Origin of the sequence: Streptomyces sp. NPDC057877, assembly GCF_042796855.1 — a bacterium.
In the GTDB taxonomy this organism is placed as follows: domain Bacteria; phylum Actinomycetota; class Actinomycetes; order Streptomycetales; family Streptomycetaceae; genus Streptomyces.
Genome location: NZ_JBHVMS010000007.1, coordinates 323,572 through 344,380, shown reverse-complemented (window position 1 = coordinate 344,380; position 20,809 = coordinate 323,572). Strand labels below are relative to the sequence as shown.

At 73.1% G+C, this 20,809-nt stretch carries 20 protein-coding genes; 9 read left to right on the top strand and 11 right to left on the bottom strand.

Annotation, left to right across the window (positions count from 1 at the left end; all coding sequences use genetic code 11):
• A partial coding sequence (locus tag ACFVQG_RS23090) for an FMN-binding protein (protein ID WP_383386472.1) occupies positions 1-479 on the top strand: 479 nt, incomplete at its 5' end.
• The gene (locus ACFVQG_RS23085; RefSeq protein WP_383386469.1) at positions 472-1,272 is read left to right on the top strand and encodes an FAD:protein FMN transferase; all 801 of its coding nucleotides are present in this window, start codon (positions 472-474) and stop codon (positions 1,270-1,272) included. The genes ACFVQG_RS23090 and ACFVQG_RS23085, both read left to right, overlap by 8 nt.
• 15 nt (positions 1,273-1,287) lie before the next feature.
• Here ACFVQG_RS23085 and ACFVQG_RS23080 read toward each other — a convergent pair whose 3' ends face one another.
• Positions 1,288-1,884 (bottom strand): TetR/AcrR family transcriptional regulator, encoded by a 597-nt coding sequence (locus ACFVQG_RS23080; protein ID WP_383386466.1) that lies wholly within the window; start codon positions 1,882-1,884, stop codon positions 1,288-1,290.
• Between the two features lie 130 nt (positions 1,885-2,014).
• Between ACFVQG_RS23080 and ACFVQG_RS23075 the strand changes: the two genes are divergently transcribed.
• Positions 2,015-2,578 carry a hypothetical protein gene (locus ACFVQG_RS23075; RefSeq protein ID WP_383386463.1) on the top strand — a complete coding sequence of 188 codons (564 nt, stop codon included), beginning with the start codon at positions 2,015-2,017 and terminating at the stop codon, positions 2,576-2,578.
• Positions 2,579-2,588: 10 nt separating this feature from the next.
• Here ACFVQG_RS23075 and ACFVQG_RS23070 read toward each other — a convergent pair whose 3' ends face one another.
• From ACFVQG_RS23070 to argC, 5 genes are read right to left on the bottom strand one after another with little or no spacing between them, the layout of a single operon-like run.
• A complete protein-coding gene (locus tag ACFVQG_RS23070; RefSeq protein WP_383386460.1) occupies positions 2,589-3,134 on the bottom strand; it encodes an arginine repressor in 546 nt (181 codons plus the stop codon).
• Between the two features lie 7 nt (positions 3,135-3,141).
• On the bottom strand, positions 3,142-4,341 hold the full coding sequence (locus tag ACFVQG_RS23065) for an acetylornithine transaminase (RefSeq protein ID WP_383386458.1): 1,200 nt from the start codon (positions 4,339-4,341) through the stop codon (positions 3,142-3,144).
• Complete coding sequence (argB, locus tag ACFVQG_RS23060) at positions 4,338-5,252, bottom strand: acetylglutamate kinase (protein WP_383386455.1); 915 nt, start codon at positions 5,250-5,252, stop codon at positions 4,338-4,340. Before argB ends, ACFVQG_RS23065 begins: the two co-directional genes overlap by 4 nt.
• Entirely contained in the window at positions 5,249-6,400 is a 1,152-nt protein-coding gene (gene argJ, locus ACFVQG_RS23055; protein ID WP_383386452.1) for a bifunctional glutamate N-acetyltransferase/amino-acid acetyltransferase ArgJ, read from the bottom strand. The genes argB and argJ overlap by 4 nt, the downstream gene beginning before the upstream one ends.
• Positions 6,397-7,425, bottom strand: a complete 1,029-nt coding sequence (gene argC / locus ACFVQG_RS23050) for an N-acetyl-gamma-glutamyl-phosphate reductase (RefSeq protein ID WP_383386450.1) — start codon at positions 7,423-7,425, stop codon at positions 6,397-6,399. Before argC ends, argJ begins: the two co-directional genes overlap by 4 nt.
• Before the next feature lie 108 nt (positions 7,426-7,533).
• Between argC and ACFVQG_RS23045 the strand changes: the two genes are divergently transcribed.
• Positions 7,534-8,277 (top strand): VOC family protein, encoded by a 744-nt coding sequence (locus tag ACFVQG_RS23045; protein WP_383386447.1) that lies wholly within the window; start codon positions 7,534-7,536, stop codon positions 8,275-8,277.
• Positions 8,278-8,302: 25 nt separating this feature from the next.
• On the opposite strand, the gene ACFVQG_RS23040 is transcribed toward ACFVQG_RS23045, so the two are convergent.
• On the bottom strand, positions 8,303-10,801 hold the full coding sequence (locus tag ACFVQG_RS23040; protein ID WP_383386444.1) for an alpha-L-arabinofuranosidase C-terminal domain-containing protein: 2,499 nt from the start codon (positions 10,799-10,801) through the stop codon (positions 8,303-8,305).
• Positions 10,802-10,943: 142 nt separating this feature from the next.
• Here ACFVQG_RS23040 and ACFVQG_RS23035 point away from each other — a divergent pair, with 142 nt between their 5' ends.
• Positions 10,944-11,399, top strand: coding sequence for a DUF6314 family protein (locus ACFVQG_RS23035; protein WP_383386442.1), 456 nt, complete (start codon positions 10,944-10,946; stop codon positions 11,397-11,399).
• Here the strand turns inward: ACFVQG_RS23035 and ACFVQG_RS23030 are convergent.
• From ACFVQG_RS23030 to ACFVQG_RS23020, 3 genes are all read right to left on the bottom strand, one after another.
• Positions 11,388-11,981, bottom strand: coding sequence for a histidine phosphatase family protein (locus ACFVQG_RS23030; protein WP_383386439.1), 594 nt, complete (start codon positions 11,979-11,981; stop codon positions 11,388-11,390). The genes ACFVQG_RS23035 and ACFVQG_RS23030 overlap by 12 nt on opposite strands.
• A gap of 121 nt (positions 11,982-12,102) precedes the next feature.
• Positions 12,103-12,540, bottom strand: coding sequence for a GNAT family N-acetyltransferase (locus tag ACFVQG_RS23025; protein WP_383386436.1), 438 nt, complete (start codon positions 12,538-12,540; stop codon positions 12,103-12,105).
• A gap of 41 nt (positions 12,541-12,581) precedes the next feature.
• Positions 12,582-14,030 carry a PLP-dependent aminotransferase family protein gene (locus ACFVQG_RS23020; protein ID WP_383386433.1) on the bottom strand — a complete coding sequence of 483 codons (1,449 nt, stop codon included), beginning with the start codon at positions 14,028-14,030 and terminating at the stop codon, positions 12,582-12,584.
• On the opposite strand from ACFVQG_RS23020, the gene ACFVQG_RS23015 reads away from it, so the two are divergent.
• The 4 genes from ACFVQG_RS23015 (at position 14,029) to ACFVQG_RS23000 (ending at position 18,598) form a co-directional block, all read left to right on the top strand.
• Positions 14,029-14,955: a DMT family transporter gene (locus ACFVQG_RS23015; protein ID WP_383386430.1), complete on the top strand. Its 927-nt coding sequence runs from the start codon at positions 14,029-14,031 to the stop codon at positions 14,953-14,955. The two genes, ACFVQG_RS23020 and ACFVQG_RS23015, sit on opposite strands and share 2 nt — an antisense overlap.
• Before the next feature lie 91 nt (positions 14,956-15,046).
• The gene (locus ACFVQG_RS23010) at positions 15,047-15,244 is read left to right on the top strand and encodes a DUF1918 domain-containing protein (protein ID WP_383386427.1); all 198 of its coding nucleotides are present in this window, start codon (positions 15,047-15,049) and stop codon (positions 15,242-15,244) included.
• Positions 15,245-16,022: 778 nt separating this feature from the next.
• A complete protein-coding gene (locus ACFVQG_RS23005; protein ID WP_383386425.1) occupies positions 16,023-17,006 on the top strand; it encodes an ATP-binding cassette domain-containing protein in 984 nt (327 codons plus the stop codon).
• Entirely contained in the window at positions 17,006-18,598 is a 1,593-nt protein-coding gene (locus ACFVQG_RS23000) for an ABC transporter permease (protein ID WP_383386422.1), read from the top strand. The genes ACFVQG_RS23005 and ACFVQG_RS23000 overlap by 1 nt, the downstream gene beginning before the upstream one ends.
• Before the next feature lie 105 nt (positions 18,599-18,703).
• Here the strand turns inward: ACFVQG_RS23000 and ACFVQG_RS22995 are convergent, their stop codons facing one another.
• The gene (locus ACFVQG_RS22995) at positions 18,704-20,554 is read right to left on the bottom strand and encodes a stealth family protein (protein ID WP_383387070.1); all 1,851 of its coding nucleotides are present in this window, start codon (positions 20,552-20,554) and stop codon (positions 18,704-18,706) included.
• Positions 20,555-20,809 lie beyond the last annotated feature (255 nt).

Genomic DNA, 20,809 nt, shown 5'->3' with positions numbered 1-20,809 from the left:
GCAAGATCACCCAGGCCCAGGCCGTCCAGGCACCCGACAGCGACGCCACCAACGACGCCCTCCCCCAGCTCAACCAGGCAGCCGTCACCGCCGGAAGCGCCGACATCGACGCCGTCTCCGGAGCCACCTACACCAGCAAGGGATACCAGCAGTCCCTGCAGTCGGCCGTGGACCAGATGGAGAAGGCGGATGCCGAGCAGCCCGGCTCGGGGCAGCAGGCCCGTACCGTCACCGGTGAGGTGGCGCAGACGCAGTACGGGCCCGTGCAGGTCCGCATCACCGTCGAAGGCGGCAAGATCACCCAGGCCCAGGCCGTCCAGGCACCCGACAGCGACGCCACCAACGACGCCCTCCCCCAGCTCAACCAGGCAGCCGTCACCGCCGGAAACGCCGACATCGACGCCGTCTCCGGAGCCACCTACACCAGCAAGGGATACCAGCAGTCCCTGCAGTCGGCCCTGGACCAGGCCGGTGGCTGAGCCGGTGGCCGAGTCCGCACAGACTCCCGCCGCGGTGCGTCATGTGGAGGAGACGATGGGGACCGTCTTCTCCTTCGACGTCCGCGGCGGGGACCCCGATGCCGTACGGGCCGCGCTGCGCGAGGCGGTCGCCGGGCTGCACGAGGTCGACGCGGTGTTCAGCACCTTCCGTGAGGACAGTCAGGTCTCCCGGCTGGCCAACGGCGAGCTGACCGTCGAGGAGTGCGCTCCCGAGGTCGCCGAGGTGCTGGAGCTGGGCGCGGAGGCGGAGCGGGTGAGCGACGGCTGGTTCAGCACGGCGTACGAGGGGCGGCTGGACCCGACCGGGATCGTCAAGGGCTGGGCGATCGAGCGGGCGGCTCGGCGGCTGGCGGCGGCCGGGGCCAGCGGGGTCAACCTCAACGGCGGCGGGGACGTGCAGTTGCTCGGCACTCCCGGGGTGCGGCGGCCCTGGCGGGTCGGCGTGGCGGATCCGCTGCGGCCGGGTGGGCTCGCGGCGGTGGTGTCCGCCGCCGGGGCGCCCGAACTGGCCGTCGCCACCTCCGGCTCCGCCGAGCGCGGCGCCCATGTCGTCGACCCGCGCACGGGGCGCTCCGCGGTCACGGACCTGGTCGCCGTGACCGTCGTCGCCCCCCGGCTGACCTGGGCCGACTGCTGGGCCACGGCGGCCTTCGCGATGGGGTCACGGGCCGCGCTGGCGTGGCTGGAGGGCCTGCCCGACGTGGAGGCGCTGCTGATCACGGCGGGGGACGAGGTGCGGTGCACCCGGGGGCTTGCGGCGCGGCTGGGGTAGGCGTCGCGCCTGGCCCTACGCCCTTTCTGACGCGGAGCGCTCCCGCAGGAGTCCCTCGACGCCCCGCAGGAAGGTCTCCGAGACCAGTGCGGCGTCGGCGAGACAGCCCGCGGCCATCGCGCCATCCCGGAGCATGACGAAGTGTCGGCCGTCGGCGTCGGCGGGTGGGCCGTCGGTGTGTGCCAACAACTCCGTGACGGTGTCGAGGAACCACTGCCGGTGGGCCAGGACGGCCCGGTGGATGGGGTGCGCGGGGTCGGGGTATTCGGCGGCCGCGTTGAGGAAGGCACAGCCGCGGAAGCCCCGGGACCGGATACCCGCGGTGATGGACCGGGCGACGGCCCGGACCTGGTCGGCCGCCGACTCCTCACTCGCCCGTGCGGTCTCGACCTGGGCCCGGATCTCCCGGTCGGCGAGGTCGAGGTAGGCGAGGACGAGTTCCTCCTTGCCCGTGAAGTGCCGGTACAGCGTGGCGCGGGTGACCTGTGCCTCCGCGATGATCCGGTCGATGCCGACGGAGTGGATCCCCTCCGCGTAGAAGATCCTCGTCGCCGTGGCGAGCAGCCGTGATCGCGCTTCCGACGTGCTGTTGCCCTGTGTGCTGTGGCCCATGCGTCCAGGCTACCGAACCATGAGGGAGAACGATCGGTCTTGACGACAGGGCCGGGCTCGCCTTAGATAGCGAGGTAGACCGAACGTTCTCCCTCACGTCTCGGCATCCGCAGACACCCAAGGACATCCCATGGACACCATCACCGCCGACAGCCCCACCACCAACGCCCCCGCGGCCCTGCGCAAGCTCTACTTCCTGCGCTTCGGTTTCGCCGCCGGATGGGCCGCCCTGCTCCTCGCGACCGCCTCCACACTGGGACCGGTCAGCGCGACGCTGCTGGTGATCTACCCCCTGTTCGACCTGGCGTGCGCCGTCGTCGACGTCCGGTCCGCCAGGGCACACGGCGGCCCCGTCCGTGGTCTGTACGCCAACATCGCGCTCAGCGCGCTCACGGGCGTCGGTCTGGCCGTCGCCGCCGCCTCCGGCATCCCGGCCGTCCTGCGGGTCTGGGGCGTCTGGGCCGTCACCGCGGGCGTCGTCCAGCTCGTCGTCGGGGTCGCCCGCCGCCCGCTCGGCGGTCAGTGGGCGATGATCGCCAGCGGGGCCATCTCCACCCTCGCCGGTGCGTCCTTCTTCGCGCAGGCGGGCAGGGACGACGCCTCCCTGAGCGCGCTTGCGGGCTACGCCTTCCTCGGCGGCGTCTTCTTCCTCGTATCCGCCCTGCGTCTGGGCCGGGCCGCCAGGGAGGCGTGAACCGCCTCCCTCAGTGACCGTGCCCGTTCCCGTGCCCGTTCTGGGCCAGCCGCAGCAGATGGTCGGCCAGTGCCTGCCCGCCCCCCGCGTCCCGGCTGATCAGCAGCAGCGTGTCGTCGCCCGCGATCGTCCCCAGGATGTCGTGCAGCTCCGCCTGGTCGATGGCCGAGGCGAGGAACTGCGCGGCGCCGGGCGGGGTGCGCAGGACCACGAGGTTCGCGGAGGCCTCCGCGGAGATCAGCAGCTCCTGGGAGAGCCGCCGCATCCGCTCCTCCTTCGCGGACTCCCCGAGCGGCGCCCGCGGGGTGCGGAAGCCGCCCTCGCTGGGCACCGCGTAGATGAGGTCGCCCTCGTTGTTGCGGATCTTGACCGCGTTCAGCTCGTCCAGGTCCCGGGAGAGCGTCGCCTGGGTGACGCTCAGCCCGTCGTCGGCGAGCAGCTTCGCCAACTGGCTCTGCGAGCGCACCGGTTGCCGGTTGAGGATGTCCACGATCCGGCGGTGGCGTGCCGTGCGGGTCTGTGGCACTGCGGGCCCGTGATCCTGCGCCTGGCTCATCGTCGTCTCATTCTCCGGATCGTCCGTCCCCGTGCACTGCGTCGAGGATGCCGGGCAGCGCCTGGAGGAGCGCGTCCACCTCGTCGTCGCCGAGGTTCAGCGGCGGCATCAGCCGTACGACATCGGGGGCGGGCGCGTTCACCAGGAAACCGGCGTCCTGAGCCGCCTGCTGCACCTGCGCCGCGAGCGGTTCGGTGAGCACGATACCCAGGAGCAGGCCCGCACCCCGGACATGGCTGATCAACGCATGGTTCAGCGACTCGATACCGTCGCGCAACGCGCCGCTCTGCCGCTTGACGTTCGCCAGCAACCCGTCGCCCGCGATGGTTTCCAGGACAGCCAGTCCAGCGGCGCAGGCGACCGGGTTGCCGCCGAAGGTGGTGCCGTGGTGGCCGGGCTGGAGCAGCTCCGCCGCCCGGCCGAAGGCGACCGTGGCGCCCAGCGGCAGCCCGCCGCCGAGGCCCTTGGCGAGGGTGACGACATCGGGCAGGACGCCCTCGTGGGCCTGGTACTCGAACCAGTGCCCGGTCCGGCCGATTCCGGTCTGCACCTCGTCGAGGACGAGCAGCGCGCCGGTGGCCGCGGTGATCGCGCGGGCCGCCTTGAGGTAGTCGGCGGGCGGTACGACGACGCCCTTCTCGCCCTGGATCGGCTCGATGATCACCAGGGCGGTCTCCTCGGTGACCGCGGCGGCCAGCGCCTTGGCGTCGCCGTACGGCACATGCGTGACGTCGCCGGGCAGCGGCAGGAACGGCTCGCGCTTGCCGGGCTGGCCGGTGAGGGCCAGCGCGCCCATGGTGCGGCCGTGGAAGCCCCCGTCGGTGGCGACCATGTGGGTCCGCCCGGTCAGCCGCCCGATCTTGAAGGCGCCCTCGTTGGCCTCGGCGCCGGAGTTGCAGAAGTACACCTTGCCGTCCCGGCCGAAGTGCTCCAGGAGCCGTTCGGCGAGGGCGACGGGCGGTTCGGCGACGAAGAGGTTGGAGACATGGCCGAGGGACGCGATCTGCGTGCTGACCGCCTCGACGACCGCCGGGTGGGCGTGGCCGAGCGCGTTGACGGCGATACCGCCGACGTAGTCGAGGTACTCCTTGCCGTCGGCGTCCCACAGCCGGGTGCCCGCGCCACGGACGAGGGGGAGGCGCGGGGTGCCGTAGTTGTTCATCAGCGCGCCCTGCCACCGCTGGGTCAGTTCGGCGTTGCCGCTCATTCGGCGTCCCCCTGCTTCTCGTCCGGCACGACCATCGTGCCGATCCCCTCATCCGTGAAAACCTCCAGCAGGATCGAGTGCTGGACCCGGCCGTCGATGACGCGGGCGGTGGTGACGCCGTTGCGTACGGCGTGCAGGCAGCCCTCCATCTTCGGCACCATCCCGGAGGCCAGCTCCGGCAGCAGTCTCTCCAGCTGGGACGCGGTGAGGCGGCTGATCACCTCGTCGCTGTGGGGCCAGTCCTCGTAGAGGCCCTCGACGTCGGTGAGGACCATGAGGGTCTCGGCGCCCAGCGCAGCAGCGAGTGCCGCAGCCGCCGTATCAGCATTGACGTTGTAGACATGTCCGTCGTCCTGGGAACGGGCGATCGACGAGACGACCGGGATACGGCCGTCGGCGAGCAGCGCCTCGATCGCGCCCGTGTCGATGGCGGTGATCTCGCCGACCCGCCCGATGTCGACCGACTCGCCGTCGATCTCGGGCAGGTGCTTGGTGGCGGTGATGGTGTGCGCGTCCTCGCCGGTCAGTCCGACGGCCAGCGGGCCGTGCTGGTTGAGCAGGCCGACCAGTTCGCGCTGGACCTGTCCGGCCAGCACCATGCGTACGACGTCCATGGCGTCCTCGGTGGTGACGCGCAGGCCCGCCTTGAACTCGCTGACGATGCCGTGCCGGTCGAGGGCGGCGCTGATCTGCGGGCCGCCGCCGTGCACGACGACGGGCTTGAGACCGGCGTGGTGCAGGAAGACGACGTCCTGGGCGAACGCGGCCTTCAGCTCCTCGTCGACCATGGCGTTGCCGCCGAACTTGATGACGACGGTCTTGCCGTTGTGCCGGACCAGCCAGGGCAGCGCCTCGATGAGGATCTGGGCCTTGGGCAGCGCGGTGTGCTTCCGCGCGGGCGTGTGGGTCATGACGAGTACGCGCTGTTCTCGTGGACGTAGTCGGCGGTGAGGTCGTTGGTCCAGATGGTGGCGGTCTCGGAGCCCGCGCCGAGGTCGGCGACGATGTGCACCTCGCGGTAGCGCATGTCGACCTGGTCACGGTCCTCGCCGACGCCGCCGTCCTTGCACACCCAGACGCCGTTGATGGCGACGCCCAGCCGGTCGGGCTCGAAGGCGGCCTTGGTGGTGCCGATGGCGGACAGCACGCGGCCCCAGTTGGGGTCCTCGCCGTGGAGGGCGCACTTGAGGAGGTTGTTGCGGGCGATGGACCGGCCGACCTCGACGGCGTCGTCCTCGGTCGCGGCGTTGACGACCTCGACCCTGATGTCCTTGCTGGCGCCCTCGGCGTCCCGGATCAGCTGCTGGCCGAGGTCGTCGCAGACCTGCCGTACGGCGTCGGCGAACTCCGCGTACCCGGGCGCGATCCCGGACGCCCCGGAGGCGAGCAGCAGCACGGTGTCGTTGGTGGACATGCAGCCGTCGGAGTCGACGCGGTCGAAGGTGACGCGGGTGGCGTCCCGCAGCGCGCGGTCCAGGGCCGTGCTGTCGAGGTCGGCGTCGGTGGTGAGGACGACGAGCATGGTGGCGAGGCCGGGGGCGAGCATTCCGGCGCCCTTGGCCATGCCGCCGACGGTCCAGCCGCCGCGGGTGACCACGGAGGTCTTGTGGACGGTGTCGGTGGTCTTGATGGCGATGGCGGCCTTCTCACCGCCGTGCTCGGACAGCTGGGCGGCGGCGGTCTCGACGCCGGGGAGCAGCTTGTCCATGGGCAGGAGTACGCCGATGAGGCCGGTGGAGCAGACGGCGACCTCCCCGGCGCCGATGCCGAGGACGTCGGCGGTCTTCTCGGCGGTGGCGTGGGTGTCCTGGAAGCCCTTGGGGCCGGTGCAGGCGTTGGCGCCGCCGGAGTTGAGGACGACGGCGGTCAGCTCGCCGGTCCTGAGGACCTGCTCGGACCACAGGACGGGGGCGGCCTTGACGCGGTTGGAGGTGAAGACGCCCGCGGCGGCGCGGCGGGGCCCGGTGTTGACCACGAGGGCCAGGTCCGGGTTGCCGTTCTCCTTGATCCCGGCGGCGATGCCCGCCGCCGTGAATCCCTGTGCTGCCGTGACGCTCACGGTGCGACTCCGATCGTGGAAAGTCCCAGGCCCTCGGGGAGGCCGAGGGCCAGGTTCATGCTCTGCACGGCACCGCCCGCGGTGCCCTTGGTCAGGTTGTCGATGGCGCTGATCGCGATGATGCGGTGCGCGGCGGCGTCGTACGCGACCTGGACCTGAACGGCGTTGGAAGCCTGGACGGACGCCGTGGCGGGCCACTGGCCCTCGGGGAGGAGGTGGACGAACGGCTCGTCGGCGTAGGCCTTCTCGTAGGCGGCGCGCAGCGACTCGGCGCCGACGCCGGGCCTGGCCTTGGCGCCGCAGGTGGCGAGGATGCCGCGCGGCATCGGCGCGAGGGTCGGGGTGAAGGACACGGCGACCCGCTCGCCCGCCGCCGCGCTGAGGTTCTGGATCATCTCGGGGGTGTGCCGGTGACCGCCGCCGACGCCGTACGGCGACATGGAGCCCATGACCTCGCTGCCCAGCAGGTGGGGCTTGGGCGTCTTGCCCGCGCCGGAGGCACCGGAGGCGGCGACGATCACGGCCTCGGGCTCGGCGAGCCCAGCGGTGTACGCCGGGAACAGGGCGAGGGAGACGGCGGTGGGGTAGCAGCCGGGCACCGCGACGCGCTTGGACCCCTCCAGCGCGGCGCGGGCACCCGGCAGTTCGGGGAGCCCGTAGGGCCAGGTCCCGGCGTGCGGGGAGCCGTAGAACGCCTCCCAGTCGGCGGCGTCCCGGAGCCGGAAGTCGGCGCCCATGTCGACCACGAGCACGTCCGGTCCGAGCTGCTCGGCGACGGCGGCGGACTGGCCGTGCGGCAGCGCGAGGAACACCACGTCGTGCCCGGCGAGCACCTCGGCGGTGGTCTCCTGGAGCACCCGGTCGGCCAGCGGGAACAGCTGCGGCTGGAGCGCGCCGAGCCGCTGTCCGGCGTTGGAGTTGCCGGTCAGGGCGCCTATCTCGACCTCGGGGTGCGTCAGGAGCAGCCGCAGCAGCTCACCGCCCGCGTATCCGCTCGCCCCGGCCACCGCGGCACGTACCGTCATGGAAAAGCCTCCTCCTGGATGGCATGACTATACGTTTCGCTGCACGTTTATGCAATCCCCTGTGATCTTATGCGGGCCCGCCCGCCCCGGCTGCATAGGATCACGGACATGCCACTGCGACCTGTTCAGGTGAACATCAAGGCCCTCGACGCCCCGGCCGTCGGCCGGTTCTGGGCGGAGGCGCTCGGCTGGAGTGCGTACAGCCCGGGGGTGACGACCTACGTCGGACCCGGCGGCGGACTGGTGTGGCCGGACCCGGTCGTCGTCGGCATCGACGTCGTTCCGGTCCCGGAGCCCAAGACGGCGGCGAAGAACCGCATCCATCTCGATCTCCCCACCACCTCCGCGGCCCACCAGGCGGAGCTGGTCGCGCGTCTGCAGTCCCTCGGCGCGAGGGCCGTCCACGTGGGCCAGGGCGACGACGTGCCGTGGACGGTCCTCGCCGATCCCGAGGGCAATGAGTTCTGTGTGCTGGAGCCCCGGGACGTGCACCGGGACACCGGGCCGATCGCCGTGGTGGTGGTCGACTGCGAGGACCCGCGGGCCATGGCCCGGTTCTGGGGTGCGGCGGTGGACTGGCCCCTGCACGAGGTGACCGACGACCACGCGGTGCTGCGCTCCCCCGAGGGCGTCGGCCCGTATCTCGAGTTCCTCCGCACGCCCGACGTGAAGACGGTGCCGGACCGCCTCCATCTCGACCTGCTGCCGTACCCGGGCGACGACAGGGAGGCGGAGGTCGCCCGGCTGCGGGCCCTCGGCGCCACCGATCTCGACCTCGGCCAGGGCGACGTCCCGTGGACGTGCCTGGCCGACCCCGAGGGCCACGAGTTCTGCGTGCTCACCCTGCCCTGAGCGGGCGTCCAGCACTTGTACGCGGCTACCGCTGCCTGATCCTCAGGAACGTGACCGAGTTCGCCGGGAAGGTGTACGTGAACTCCCGCGCGACGCCGTCGAACGTGGAGGTCACCGGGGTGACGGGGGCGTCCGTCTCGGTGTTCACGTCGTCCGGGTCGGCGGCCAGGGTGGTCACCCGGGCGCGCGGGGCAACCTGTGCGGTCCCCAGGTCGACGGCGGTGCGGGCGGCCGTGGGCTGGGCGTTGACGACCTTGACGATCAGCTCGCCGGTGCGCTCGTCCTCGGTGACGACCTGGCGGAACGGCTCGGCGGGCTTGTCGTCGGTGAAGCTGCCCCACAGCTCGCCGTCGAGGTAGAGGCTGACCTGGCGGTCCCGCACCTTGATGTCGATGTCGTAGGCGCGGCCCGTGTCGATGGAGTGCGGCTTGGAGACCAGTGTGGACTTGCCGCCGTCCACGGCCTGTTCCACGGCGGACTGGGTGTTGTTCCAGCCGCCGAGGTTCCACCAGTAGTAGGTGCCGGTGCCCTTGACGCCGAAGGCGACGAGGAAGCCCTCGTTGCCCGACTTCTTGGTGGCCTTGACGTGCAGGTCGTAGTTCTGCCAGGTCGGGTCACCCGCCGTGACCATGGTGTTCTCTGCGGCGGCGTCGGTCTGGACGTACTCGCCGTTCTGGACGGCCCAGCTTCCGGTGCCGGAGTGGGTCCACTGCGCGGACCCGGTGGAGAAGTCGTCCGTGAGGAGTGTGCCGCCGTTGGCCGCGGTGACCCGCACGTCGTCGTAGGCCGCGCTGGTGGCCCAGGTCGACAGGCCCACGGCGCCGGTGATCGGGCCGCTGACGTCGGGGGTGCCGGTGGCGGTGGAGGGGACCACGCGGTCGCCGACGTTGTTCATGAACAGCTTCTGGACCTCGTAGTTGGCGGAGCCCCAGGACGCGCGGTTGTTGAACCAGATCATGTCGGGGCGCCACTGCACGTAGTCCTCGTTGGCGAGCAGCGGGGCGTAGGAGGCGAGCTTGACGACGTCGGCGTTGCGTTCCAGGCCGGTCATGAAGGCGGCCTCGGCGAGGGCGTTCTCGAAGGCGTTGCCCTGGGAGGCGTACTCGCCGAGGAAGACCTTGGGGCCCGAGCGGTCGTAGTCGTCGTAGCGGTCGTTGTTCCGGAGGAACCACTGGGGACTGTTGTAATAGTGCTCGTCCACCATGTCCACGTCCGCGTCGCGGTTGAGCTGCCAGAGGCGGTCGAAGGTGGTGCCGGTGTCGTCGGGGCCCGAGTTGGAGACGATGGTGATGTCCGGGTACTCGGCCTCGATCGCGGCGCGGAACTTCTCGAAGCGGGCGAAGAACGCGTCGGGCAGGTTCTCCTCGTTGCCGACGCCGAGGTGGGTGAGGTGGAAGGGCCTGGGGTGGCCCATCTCGGCGCGCACCTTGCCCCACTTCGAGGTCGCGGGGCCGTTGGCGAACTCGATCAGGTCGAGGGTGTCCTGGATGTGCCGCTTCAGGAGGGCCTCGTCGTCGGTGGCGCGGTTCTGGCCGCAGCCGGTGACCAGGGCGGGGACCACGGGCAGCGGCATGGCGCCGATGTCCTCGGCGAAGCGGAAGTACTCGTAGTAGCCGAGGCCGTAACTCTGGTTGTAGCCCCAGAAGTTGGCGTTCGTCGCCCGCTCCTCCACCGGGCCGATGGTGTCCTTCCACTGGTAGGAGCGCTTGCGCTGCCAGTTGGAGGCCTCGCTGTAGTCCTCCATCGAGCCGGTGTTGACCAGACAGCCGCCGGGGAAGCGGACGAAGGCCGGGTTCAGGGCCTCGATCTTCTCGGCGAGGTCCCGGCGCAGGCCGCCCGGCTGGTTCCTGTAGGTGTCGCGCGGGAACAGCGAGACCATGTCGAGCGCCGTGTCGGCGGTGGTGGCCACGGCGAGTCGGCCGCGGTTGCTGGTGCGGGTGGCGGTGAAGGTGGCCGTGTACTTGGTCCAGCCGCCCCGGACGGCGACCTGCCGGGTGCTCGCCAGGGTGCCCGCGGCGTCCCTGAGGCCGACGGTGAGGGCGGCGGCGCCCGCGGTGCGCGCCCACACGGAGAAGTCGTAGCGCTTGCCCGCCTCGACGCGGATGCCGGTGTTGTAGCCCGCGTTGGTGACCGAGGAACCGGCGGTCAGGGAGAGGTAGTTGCGGTTGCGGGCGTTCAGCCGCCCGGCGTCGTCGACGACCTGCGCGGCGCCGTCGACCGTCCAGGAGGTCAGCGGGGTGTAGGAGCCGTTGTCGGCGGTGGAGTACTCGAAGGACCGGTTCTGCACCAGCTCGGCGTAGAGCCCGCCGTCGGCGGCCCGGTTGATGTCCTCGAAGAAGACGCCGTACATCGTGTCGTCGATCCGCGCGCCCCGGGTGGCCGGGTCGACGGTGATCTCGTAGTCGGTGACGGGCTCGGCGTGGGCGGGCGCGGGGGCGAGGGCGGTGGTGGCCACCAGGCAGGCGGTGAGGGTGAGGCCGAGTCTGCCCAGTCTCCGGCGGGAGCGGGGGGTGGTGCGTGACATGGATACTCCGCGGCTCTGTGCCCCTGAAGGGCATCGTTCGAAATATCGGACATTGGTCAGCACTTCGAACGGCAAGATAGGGAGGGGGCGCGTACGCGTCAATGGGGTGCGGGGCGACGGACGGGAGAGGGAGCGGCGGGCGATGGGCGAGTTCTGGCCAGTGCCGGACGCGCTGGCGTATCTGGCCGGACGCTGGCGGGTGGAGCGGTCCGTGCGCGATCTCGCGACGGGCGAGGAGGGGCACTTCACCGGGACCACCGGTTTCGGCCAACTGGACGGCGGCGGGCTGCTGCACCGGGAGTCCGGCACGTTCGTCTGGCGGGGCGTCGCCCGGCCCGCCGAGCGCACCCTGCGCTTCCTGCCCGGCCCGGCGCCCGGCACGGTCGACGTGCGGTTCGCCGACGGGCGCCCCTTCCACGGCCTGGATCTGACGAGCGGACGGCACATCGCCGACCATCCGTGCTCGGCCGACCTCTACCGGGGCGAGTTCAGCGTCCGGGACGCGGACCACTGGCGGACGGTGTGGCGGGTGCGCGGGCCCGCGAAGGACCTGGTGCTCAGCACCGACTACACCCGCGAGGCCCCACTACACGGATGAGGTGTGCGCCGGTGCCCCGTCCAGGCACAGGTGCCAGCGGCCCGCGCGGCCGGTGACGGTGGTCGTCGACAGCGGGCGGACGTCGATGTGCCAGTACGTCGCGGGCGGCGCCTGCAGGGCGTAGACGAGGGCGGCGCGGATGACGGAGGCCTCGGCGACGGCGACGATCCGGCCGTGCTCGTCGACCGGGCGGGTGTCGAGCCAGCCGCCGACCCGGGAGATGAAGGACAGCAGCGACTCGCCGCCGTGCGGGGTGGAGCGCGGGTCGGCGAGCCAGGCGTCCACCGCCTCCGGCTCGCGGGCCATCGCCTCCCCCAGCGTCATCCCGCCCCAGCGGCCCATGTGGCAGTCCCGCAGGGCGGGCTGGACCAGCGGGTGGTAGCCGAGGGCGTCCCCGGTGGCCCGGCTGCGCGGGGTCGGCGAGCAGTAGCGCAGCTCGGCCGCGGCGAGCGGCAGCAGGTCCCGGGCGACATGCTGCACCTCCTCCCAACCTGCCTGGTCCAGCGGCCGGTCGTCCTCGAACCGCTCCGCGAGCAGGGGCGAGCTGCGCGCGGCTGCGACGAACGTGACCCGAAGTGGCATGCGGGGATCGTGAGCCTCGAAAGTGCGCAGGTCAAGAGGTGTTACCTGGGAGTTACCGAGGGTGCGCGAAACCTTACCGGAGGGTCAGCGTCAGGCGGCTCACGGGCAACGGGCAGGCGACTCACTCGAAGCTGAGCGCCATCCACTGGTCGGGCCGCTCCAGCGCCGCGAACCCCACTTTCGCGTACACCTCGTGGGCGTCGTGGGTGGCCAGCATGATCCGGCGCACTCCGTACGGCCGCAGCTCCTCGCGCACCGCCGCCGCCAGCGCCGTACCGAGGCCCTTGCCCCGTACCGCGGGGTCCACGTACACGTCGCACAGCCAGGCGAAGGTCGCCCGGTCGGTCACCACGCGGGCGTAGCCGACCTGTTCGCCGGAGGCCGTGTCGTACACGCCGAAGTTGAGGGAACCGGCGATCGCCCTGTCCTGCTTCTCCCGGGCCCGTCCGAGGGCCCAGTAGGCGTCGGTGGACAGCCAGCGGTGCACCCGTCCGGCGTCGATCCGGTCGGGGTCGGTGGAGATCTCGTAGCCTTCGGCGAGGCGCGGTACGTCGGTCATGCGGGGATGTTCGCAAGGCGCGGCAGGGGCCGTCGAGCGGATTACCGTGCGCGCGGGAGGACCTCGTCGCAGGCCGCCCGCAGCCGTCGTACGCCCTCGGTGATCTCCCCCGTCGACGCCACCGCGGCGAAGCTCAGCCGGATGTGGGCGGCCGGGGGTTCGGCGCTGAAGTAGGGGCGGCCGGGGGTGATGGCGACGCCCGCGCGCAGGGCGGCGGCGGTCAGGGCCAGGTCGTCGGCGCCGTCGGGCAGGCGCGGCCACAGGTGGTAGCCGCCGGACGGGATGTGCGGCAGCGTCAGCTCGGGCAGCTCCAGCCGGAGCGCGGCGGTCAGCGCGTCCCGGCGGGCCCGCAACTCCGCCGAGACCGAGCGCAGATGGCGCGGCCAGGCGGGCGAGCCGACCAGTTCGAGGGCGGCCTCCTGGAGGGGGCGGGGGACGAAGAAGGTGTCGACGACCTGGATGGCGCGCAGCCGTTCCAGCACCGGGCCGCGGGCGGCGAGGGCGCTCACCCGGAAGCTGGGCGAGGTCGCCTTGGTGAGCGAGCCGACGTGGACGACGACGCCGTCCGGGTCGTCGGCGGCGAGCGGGCGCGGCAGCGGCGGGGCGTCCTCGTGGACCAGCCGTCGTACGAAGTCGTCCTCGATCACGAACGCCCCGGCCTCGCGGGCGATGCGCAGCACCTCGGCGCGCCGGTCGGCGGCGAGGACGGCGCCGGTCGGGTTCTGGAACAGCGGCTGGCAGACGAAGACCCGGGCGCCGGTGGCCCGGAAGGCGTCGGCGAGCAGGGCGGGCCGAACGCCGTCCGCGTCCACGGGGACCGGCACCGGGCGCAGGCCCGCGGCGCGGGCGATGGCGAGCATGCCGGGGTAGGTGGGCGACTCGACGAGGACGGGGGCGCCGGGCGGGGCGAGGGCGCGCAGGGCGGTGGTCAGGGCGGACTGGCCGCCCGAGGTGACCAGGACCTCGGCGGCGGTGACGGCGCCGCCGATGCCGCGCGCGAACCACTCGCGCAGCTCCGGCAGGCCCTCCATCGGCGGCCGTCCCCAGGCACCGGGGCGGCGTCCGGCCCGTGACAGCGCGGCGGCCATCGCCCGCTCGGGCTGGAGCGAGGGGTGCAGGTAGCCGCCGTTGAACTCGATGACGCCGGGCGACGGGGCCGCCAGCGAGACCAGGACACCGGAGGCGTCCACCGAGCGCGGTACGAGGTCGGCGGCGCCGTCCGCGCTGAGGGCGACCTCCTGCCAGGAGGTGTCCCCGGCGGGCGGCGGGGTCGCGGTGCGGGGGCGGGCACGGAAGGCGCCCGCGCCGGGGCGGGTGACGACCAGCCCTTCGGCGGCGAGTTGGGCGAGGGCCCGGGAGACGGTCACCGGGCTGACCCGGAACCGCTCGACGAGGGCCCGGCTGGACGGGAGCTTTCCCTCCGGTGGATAGCGGTTCAGCTCTCTCCGTAGCTGTTCCGCCAGTTCAGCCACGCTGCTACGCTCATGCATGAGAGCAGAGAGTAGCGCTATCGCGCCCACCCGGATAGCGGTCAGCACCCCGGAGCTTCACGGGCCCGGCAGGGCGTCCGGCACGCTCATGGCCGCGCTCGGCGTCACCGCCTTCTCCCTCACCTTCCCGGCGACGGCCTGGGGGCTGGAGGGCTTCGGGCCCTGGTCTCTCGTGGCGGTGCGCAGTGTGCTGGCGGCGCTGATCGCGGGCAGTTGTCTGCTGGCCCTGCGGATCCGGCCGCCAAAGCGGCGGCACTGGGCGGGCCTGGCGGTGGTGGCCGCCGGGGTGGTGCTCGGCTTCCCGATGCTGACCACGCTCGCGCTCCAGACGTCGACCACCGCCCACGCGGCCGTCGTGGTCGGCCTGCTCCCGCTGACCACCGCCCTGTTCTCCGCCCTGCGGATGGGCACCCGGCCCTCCCGCACCTTCTGGTTCGCGGCGCTCGCGGGCGCGGCCGTGGTGGTCGTCTTCACCGTGCGGCAGAGCGGCGGCGCCCTCAGCACCGCCGACCTCTACCTCTTCGCCGCGCTGCTGGTGTGCGCGGCCGGGTACACCGAGGGCGGACGGCTGGCCCGGATCATGCCGGGCTGGCAGGTGATCGGCTGGGCGCTGGTGCTGTGTCTGCCGCTCGCGCTGCCCGCCGCCGCGCTGGCGCTGTCGTACGAACCCGTCCGGCTCACCGCGCACAGTGTGGCCGGTGTGCTGTGGGTGGCGGCGGGGTCGCAGTTCCTGGGGCTGGTCGTCTGGTACCGGGGCATGGCGGCCATCGGCATCCCCAAGGCGAGCCAGTTGCAGTTGGCCCAGCCGCTGCTCACACTGGTGTGGTCGGTGCTGCTGCTGGGCGAGCACCTGACGGTGGCCGCCCTGCTGACGGCCGCGGCGGTGCTCGTCTGCATCGCCGTCACGCAACGGGCGCGCGGCTGAACGGCGCGCACACACCGGTCCCGACCGGCATCCCGCGCCCTAGACTCGTAAGCCAAGGACCGCTGCTCCCGCAGACGGAGGAGGCCCGAAGATGCGCGCTAGCGTGGGCGACCAGCTTGTCCAGCACGGCAGGGTGGTCGGACAGCAGGACAAGGTCGGTGAGATCGTCCAGGTGATGGGCCAGGACGGCACGCCCCCGTACCGCGTCCGGTTCGAGGACGGTCACGAGGGCATCTGCTCGCCGGGCCCCGACACCGAGATCCGGCACCGGGAATCCACCGGGCAGTAGGGCCCGGGCCTTCCGGGCGGTGGGTGCCTGCCGGGCGGTGGGTGCCTGCCGGGCAGTGGGCGATCCGGGCGGTGGATGCCTGCCGGGCAGTGGGCGATCCGGGCGGTGGATGCCTGCCGGGCAGTGGGCGATCCGGGCGGTGGGTGTCTTCCGGGCCGGTGACGAACCCGTCCCGACGCCCACGCCACCGCGACGATGGCTGGGCCGTGCGGTGCCAGGTGCCGTGTGACCTTCTTCCGGGACCGTCCGCCCCTCGCGTACCGGCCGCCGACGAGCGATCATCGAATCAGGCGCGGAGGTCCGCCGCGGCTTCCGTGCAGGGCCCTCCCGTCCCGCACCGGAACGGAGCGGCGTCCGCGCCCAGGGGGACGACCCCGCACCGGGGCTGCGACCGCACGTGGGTCGTCGGCCGCAGGCCCGCGCGCTTCGTACCCGCGCGGACTCGCCCCCCGCTGCCCGCGTCGACCCGCCCCCGCCCGCGGTCACACCCCCGCCCACGCGCGCCCGGGAATCTCCCACACGGGGCGCCCACGCCCCGGGGGCGACTCCCGTCCACCCAGACACGAGGACGGCCCCGCCCGCGCCCACACGAGGGCGACCCCCACCCGCCCCCGGCCCGAGGGCGTCCCCGCGCGACCGCGGTGGCGGGGCAGGCCGGGACCGGACGTGCCCCCGTCGCCGCGGGCCGCGGTGGCCGGTCGTTCCGGGACCTTCGGCCCCTGCCGAGGTGTCCGGGTCGTACGGAAGTGTCGGGAGAGAGCCGACCCGGGAGGTGCCCATGTCCGCCGTCCCCGTACCCGAGCGCCAGGCGACGGCCGGTCGTGGCAGCGCCGCCGCGGTCCCCGCGCCGGGGCCCGCGGTCTCCGTCTCGGGGCTCGTGAAGACCTTCGGGCGGACCCGTGCCCTGGACGGGCTGGACCTGACCGTGGCCACCGGCGAGGTGCACGGCTTCCTCGGGCCCAACGGCGCGGGCAAGACCACCACCATCCGGGTCCTGCTGGGGCTGCTGCGCGCAGACGCGGGCGAGGCGCGGCTGCTCGGCGGCGACCCGTGGCACGGCGCCGTCGCGCTGCACCGGCGGCTGGCGTACGTGCCGGGCGACGTCAGCCTGTGGCCCAGGCTCACCGGCGGCGAGATCATCGACGTCTTCGGGCGGCTGCGCGGCGACCTCGACCCCGTCCGGCGCGACGAACTGCTGGAGCGGTTCGAACTGGACCCGACCAAGATGGCGCGCACCTACTCGAAGGGCAACCGGCAGAAGGTCGGTCTGGTCGCCGCGCTGGCCTCGCGTGCCGAGCTTCTGCTCCTCGACGAGCCCACCTCGGGACTCGACCCGCTGATGGAGAGCGTCTTCCAGGACTGCATCCGGGAGGTCAAGGCCGAGGGCCGCACCGTGTTGCTGTCCAGCCACATCCTGGCCGAGGTGGAAACCCTGTGCGACCGGGTGAGCATCATCCGGTCGGGCCGCACGGTGGAGAGCGGCTCGCTGGCCGAACTGCGGCACCTCACCCGCACCTCGCTCGACGTCGAGACGGTCCGCGCGCCCGACGGCCTCCACGCCCTGCCCGGCGTGCACGACCTGCGCACCGACGGCCACAGGGCCCGCTTCGACGTCGACACCGACCGCCTCGACGACGCCGTACGCCGTCTCTCCGGATTCGGCATCCGCAGCCTCACCAGCAGGCCGCCCACGCTGGAGGAGCTGTTCCTGCGGCACTACGACGACGGAACCGCCCGGCGCGCCAGCCGTGAGGAGCCGTGATGACGCCGCCGCCCGAGCTGACCGGCACCGCCACGCTCACCCGGCTGATCCTGCGCCGCGACCGGGTGCGCGTCCTGCTCTGGATCGTGGCCGTGCCGCTGCTCGTACTGCTGACCGCGGCCAGTGTCAAAGGCCTGTACCCCACCCAGCACGACCTCGACGTGGCGGCCCGGGCCAGTGCGGGCAACGCCGCCGCCATCGCCTTCAACGGGCCGCCCCTCGCGCTCGACACCCTGGGCGGCGAGGTGGCCTTCCAGGTCGGCACCCTCGGGCTGGTCCTCGTCGCCCTGATGAGCACCTTCATGACAGGACGGCAGACCCGCGCGGAGGAGGAGACCGGCCGCGCCGAACTGATCCGCTCCCTGCCCGTCGGCCGTCACGCGGACACCACCGCCGCGCTGCTCGTCGTGGCGGCCATGAACGTGGCCGTCGGGACGCTCGTCGCGCTCGGCCTCGTCGCCCTGGGCCTGCCCGCCACGGGGTCGTTCGTCTTCGGCCTGTCCTACGTGCTGCTAGGGCTCCTCTTCGCCGGGATCACCACCGCCCTGGCCCAGGTCTCGGAGAACACCCGGGTGGTGCACGGCAGTGCGGGCGCCGTGCTGGGCGCGGGCTTCGTGCTGCGCGCCGTCGGGGACATCGGCGACGGCACCGCGTCGTGGTTCTCACCGATCGGCCTGGTGCAGAAGGCCCGGCCGTTCGCCGGGGAACGGCTCTGGCCCCTGCTGGTCGCCGCCGTCTGCGCCGCCGGGGCCGTCGCGGTGGCGCGTGCCCTCACCAACCGCCGCGACCTCGGCGCGGGCCTCGTCCCGCCCCGGCCCGGTCCGCCCCGGGCGGCACCCCGCCTGGGCCGACCCTTCGGCCTGGCCCTGCGCCTCCAGCGCGGCGGCCTCGTCGGCTGGAGCTGCGGCGTGTTCCTCACCGGCCTCGCCTACGGCTGGGTCGCCGCCGACGTCGAGGACTTCGTGGGCGACAACGAGACCATGCAGGACATGATCGCCCGGTATGGCGCGGCTGACCTCACCGACTCCTACCTCGCCCAGTCCCTGCTCGTGCTCGCCCTCATCGGCAGCGGCTTCGCCGTCCAGTCCGCGCTGCGGATGCGCGGCGAGGAGTCCGCCCTGCGGGCCGAGCCGCTGCTCGCCACCCCCGTCTCCCGGGCCCGATGGGCGGTCGGCCACCTGACGGTGAGCCTGGTCGGCAGCGTGGCCGTGCTCGCCGCCGCGGGCCTCGGTACGGGGTTCGCCTACGCCACCACCGGCGGCGGCCCCGCGCAGGTGCCCCGACTCGTCGGCGCCGCGCTCACCTACGCCCCGGCGTTGTGGCTGCTCACCGGGGTGACGACCCTGCTGTTCGGACTCCTGCCCCGGGCCACGGCCGCGGCCTGGGCGCTGCTGGCCGCCTGCTTCGTCATCGGCCTGCTGGGCGAGGTCCTCGGCCTGCCCCGGTGGGTCACGGAAGCCTCGCCCTTCGAGCACGTCCCCGCCCTGCCCGCGGCCGACCCCGGCGCCGCCGCGCCGGTCCTGCTCACGGCCGTGGCGGCCGTTCTGACAGCGGCCGGCCTGGCGGGCCTGCGCAGGCGGGACATGGGCTGACAGTGCCCCGCGGCGACCGCCTCGACGGTCCGGCGGCTCCTCCTGGGACGACCGGAGCGGCTGCCGGGAGAACAGGACGGCCGGAGCGGCTCCGGGACCCCGTGGTCACCTCCGCCACGGGCTGCGCGACACGGCGTCCCCGGTGCAGCGGACTGGCTCGTAGGGGCCCGGGACGGGGAAGTACGACTCCAGGAAGGCGGTGATCAGCGCCTGCTGGGCGTCGAGGTCCCGTTCGTCCGAGACGGTGTCGTTCAGGCAGAACACCTGCCTGTCGCGCCGCGCCAGCAGGGTCGCGAGCCGGGTGGCCAGCGCCGGGTGGGACACGTCGAGGTAGGCGTAGCGGAGGCGGCCGGGGACAGCGCGCGCGGTCTGGAAGGCGTAGTAGTGGTGCAGCGACGAGGCGATCGACAGGTCGTCGACGCTTCGGAAGCGGTGACCGGCGGTGGCGTGGTGCTGCTGCGGGAACCTCTCCTCGATCTCGTACAGGACGCTGCGCCGCAGCGCGTGCGGGGTGTGCTTGGTCTTCTGGCTGATGACGGTGCCGAAGGCGGCTTCGATCAGGGCCCGGTTGTTCTTGCCCGCGGTCGCGACCGGCGCGTCCAGCGGCGTCGGCTCACCCGGCGGGATGAGGACCTTCGACGGGAAGAACTTGGTCAGTCCGTTGGCGAGGAAGAAGTCCTGGGGGACGGTGGGCCTGCCGAGGAAGACGTCGTCGTTGAAGTACAGGAAGTGCTCGGACAGGCCGTCGATGTGGTGCAACTGGCTTTCGATGGCGTGGGAGTTGAACGTCGGCAGCAGGCCCGGATCGCTGAAGATCTCCTTGTGGCTGACGACGCGCAAGTGCCCCGCGCCCTCGTCCAGCCAGGCGGGGACCTGCTCGTCGGTGACCAGGTAGACGGTGCGCGCCCAGGGGGCGTACTGGGTCAGGGAGCGCAGCGAGTAGCGCAGTTCGTCGCGGTCGAGGTACCGCGCCGCGTTCGCGGCCTCCTCGTGGTACGCCCGCCCCGCGCAGGCCGCGCGGCGCCGCCGCCACTCGGGGTCGCGTCCGTCGACCCAGGTGTACACGACGTCCACGGGGAACCGGACGTCCTCGCAGCCCGGCCGGGCGAACTCCGCGCGGGTGCGCACCCGCGGCAGCGTGCGGTCGGCGGCGGCCAGCGCGGTGAACAGGGAGTCGGGGGCGTAGGTGGCGACGCCGGTGCGCGGGACCCGCTCGGCCCTGCGGTTCGGGCGCGGTGCCACGAGGGTGTCGCCGTCCTTGGCCCAGAACTCGATGTCGCAGCCGTACTTGGGGCCGTACGTCAACTGCCCGCGCGCAACGCCGTGGTACCAGGTCACGCGCAGTACGTCGGCCCGCGCCAGCCGCCGCCAGGTGCGCGGGCGGAAGCCCGGTCGGGTGGTGCGCCGCGGACGCCCGCGGGCGTCGACGGCGCCGACGTACCCGGGCCGCGCCCGGCAGGCGTCGGCCAGGGCGCGCTGGGCCGTGACCCGGTCGTCGGCGGGCACCGCGACGGCCGCGGCGGTGTCGCTGTGGCCACGGACACAGAAGTAGTCGACGCCCACGTCGTCGAGGGCCGCGCGGACTGCCGCCGCGTTGGCCGCGCGGACCGTCAGCGGCGAGAGGCCGGGCCGCAGCAGGACCGCCTTCGGTACGCCGCGCACGAGCCGTACCTCCGTGTCCGGCCGGGCGTACCGTCCCGGACGTGTGTGCACGAGCCAGGCCGCGCGCAGCCGCCCGAACAGGCGGCGTAAGGACGGCAGTTCCGCGAACCGCTGCTTGACGCGGGCGCGGGCCCGCGGCGTGGTACGGGCCACGACGGCCCGCTTGAGTCCCGTCGGCACGGTGCGCCGGTACAGACGCACGAGCCCCGACGCCTCGGGGTCGCGGCGGGCCGGGGACGCCGGTGGCCGCTGGAGCCGGTGGGAGGTGCCTACGCGGGGCTCCGGTGCACTCATGTCCGTCCTCCTCGTACGTCTCGCCGCGCACGGCTGGCCCGCGCGCCTCAGCTCCCGGGGGCAGGCGGCCGCAGCTCCGTGCGGGCCGAGCAGAGGTGGACGGACCCGGCGGCGCGGAATAAGGCGCAGGTGCCCGCCCTGGCCGTCCTCGACCGCGGCACCCACGAGGTCCAGCGCCGGGGCGAGGTCCCCGGACGGGAGGATCTCGAACCGCTCGGGACGGCCGCCCGGCACGATCTCCGTGGCGCCCTGCTG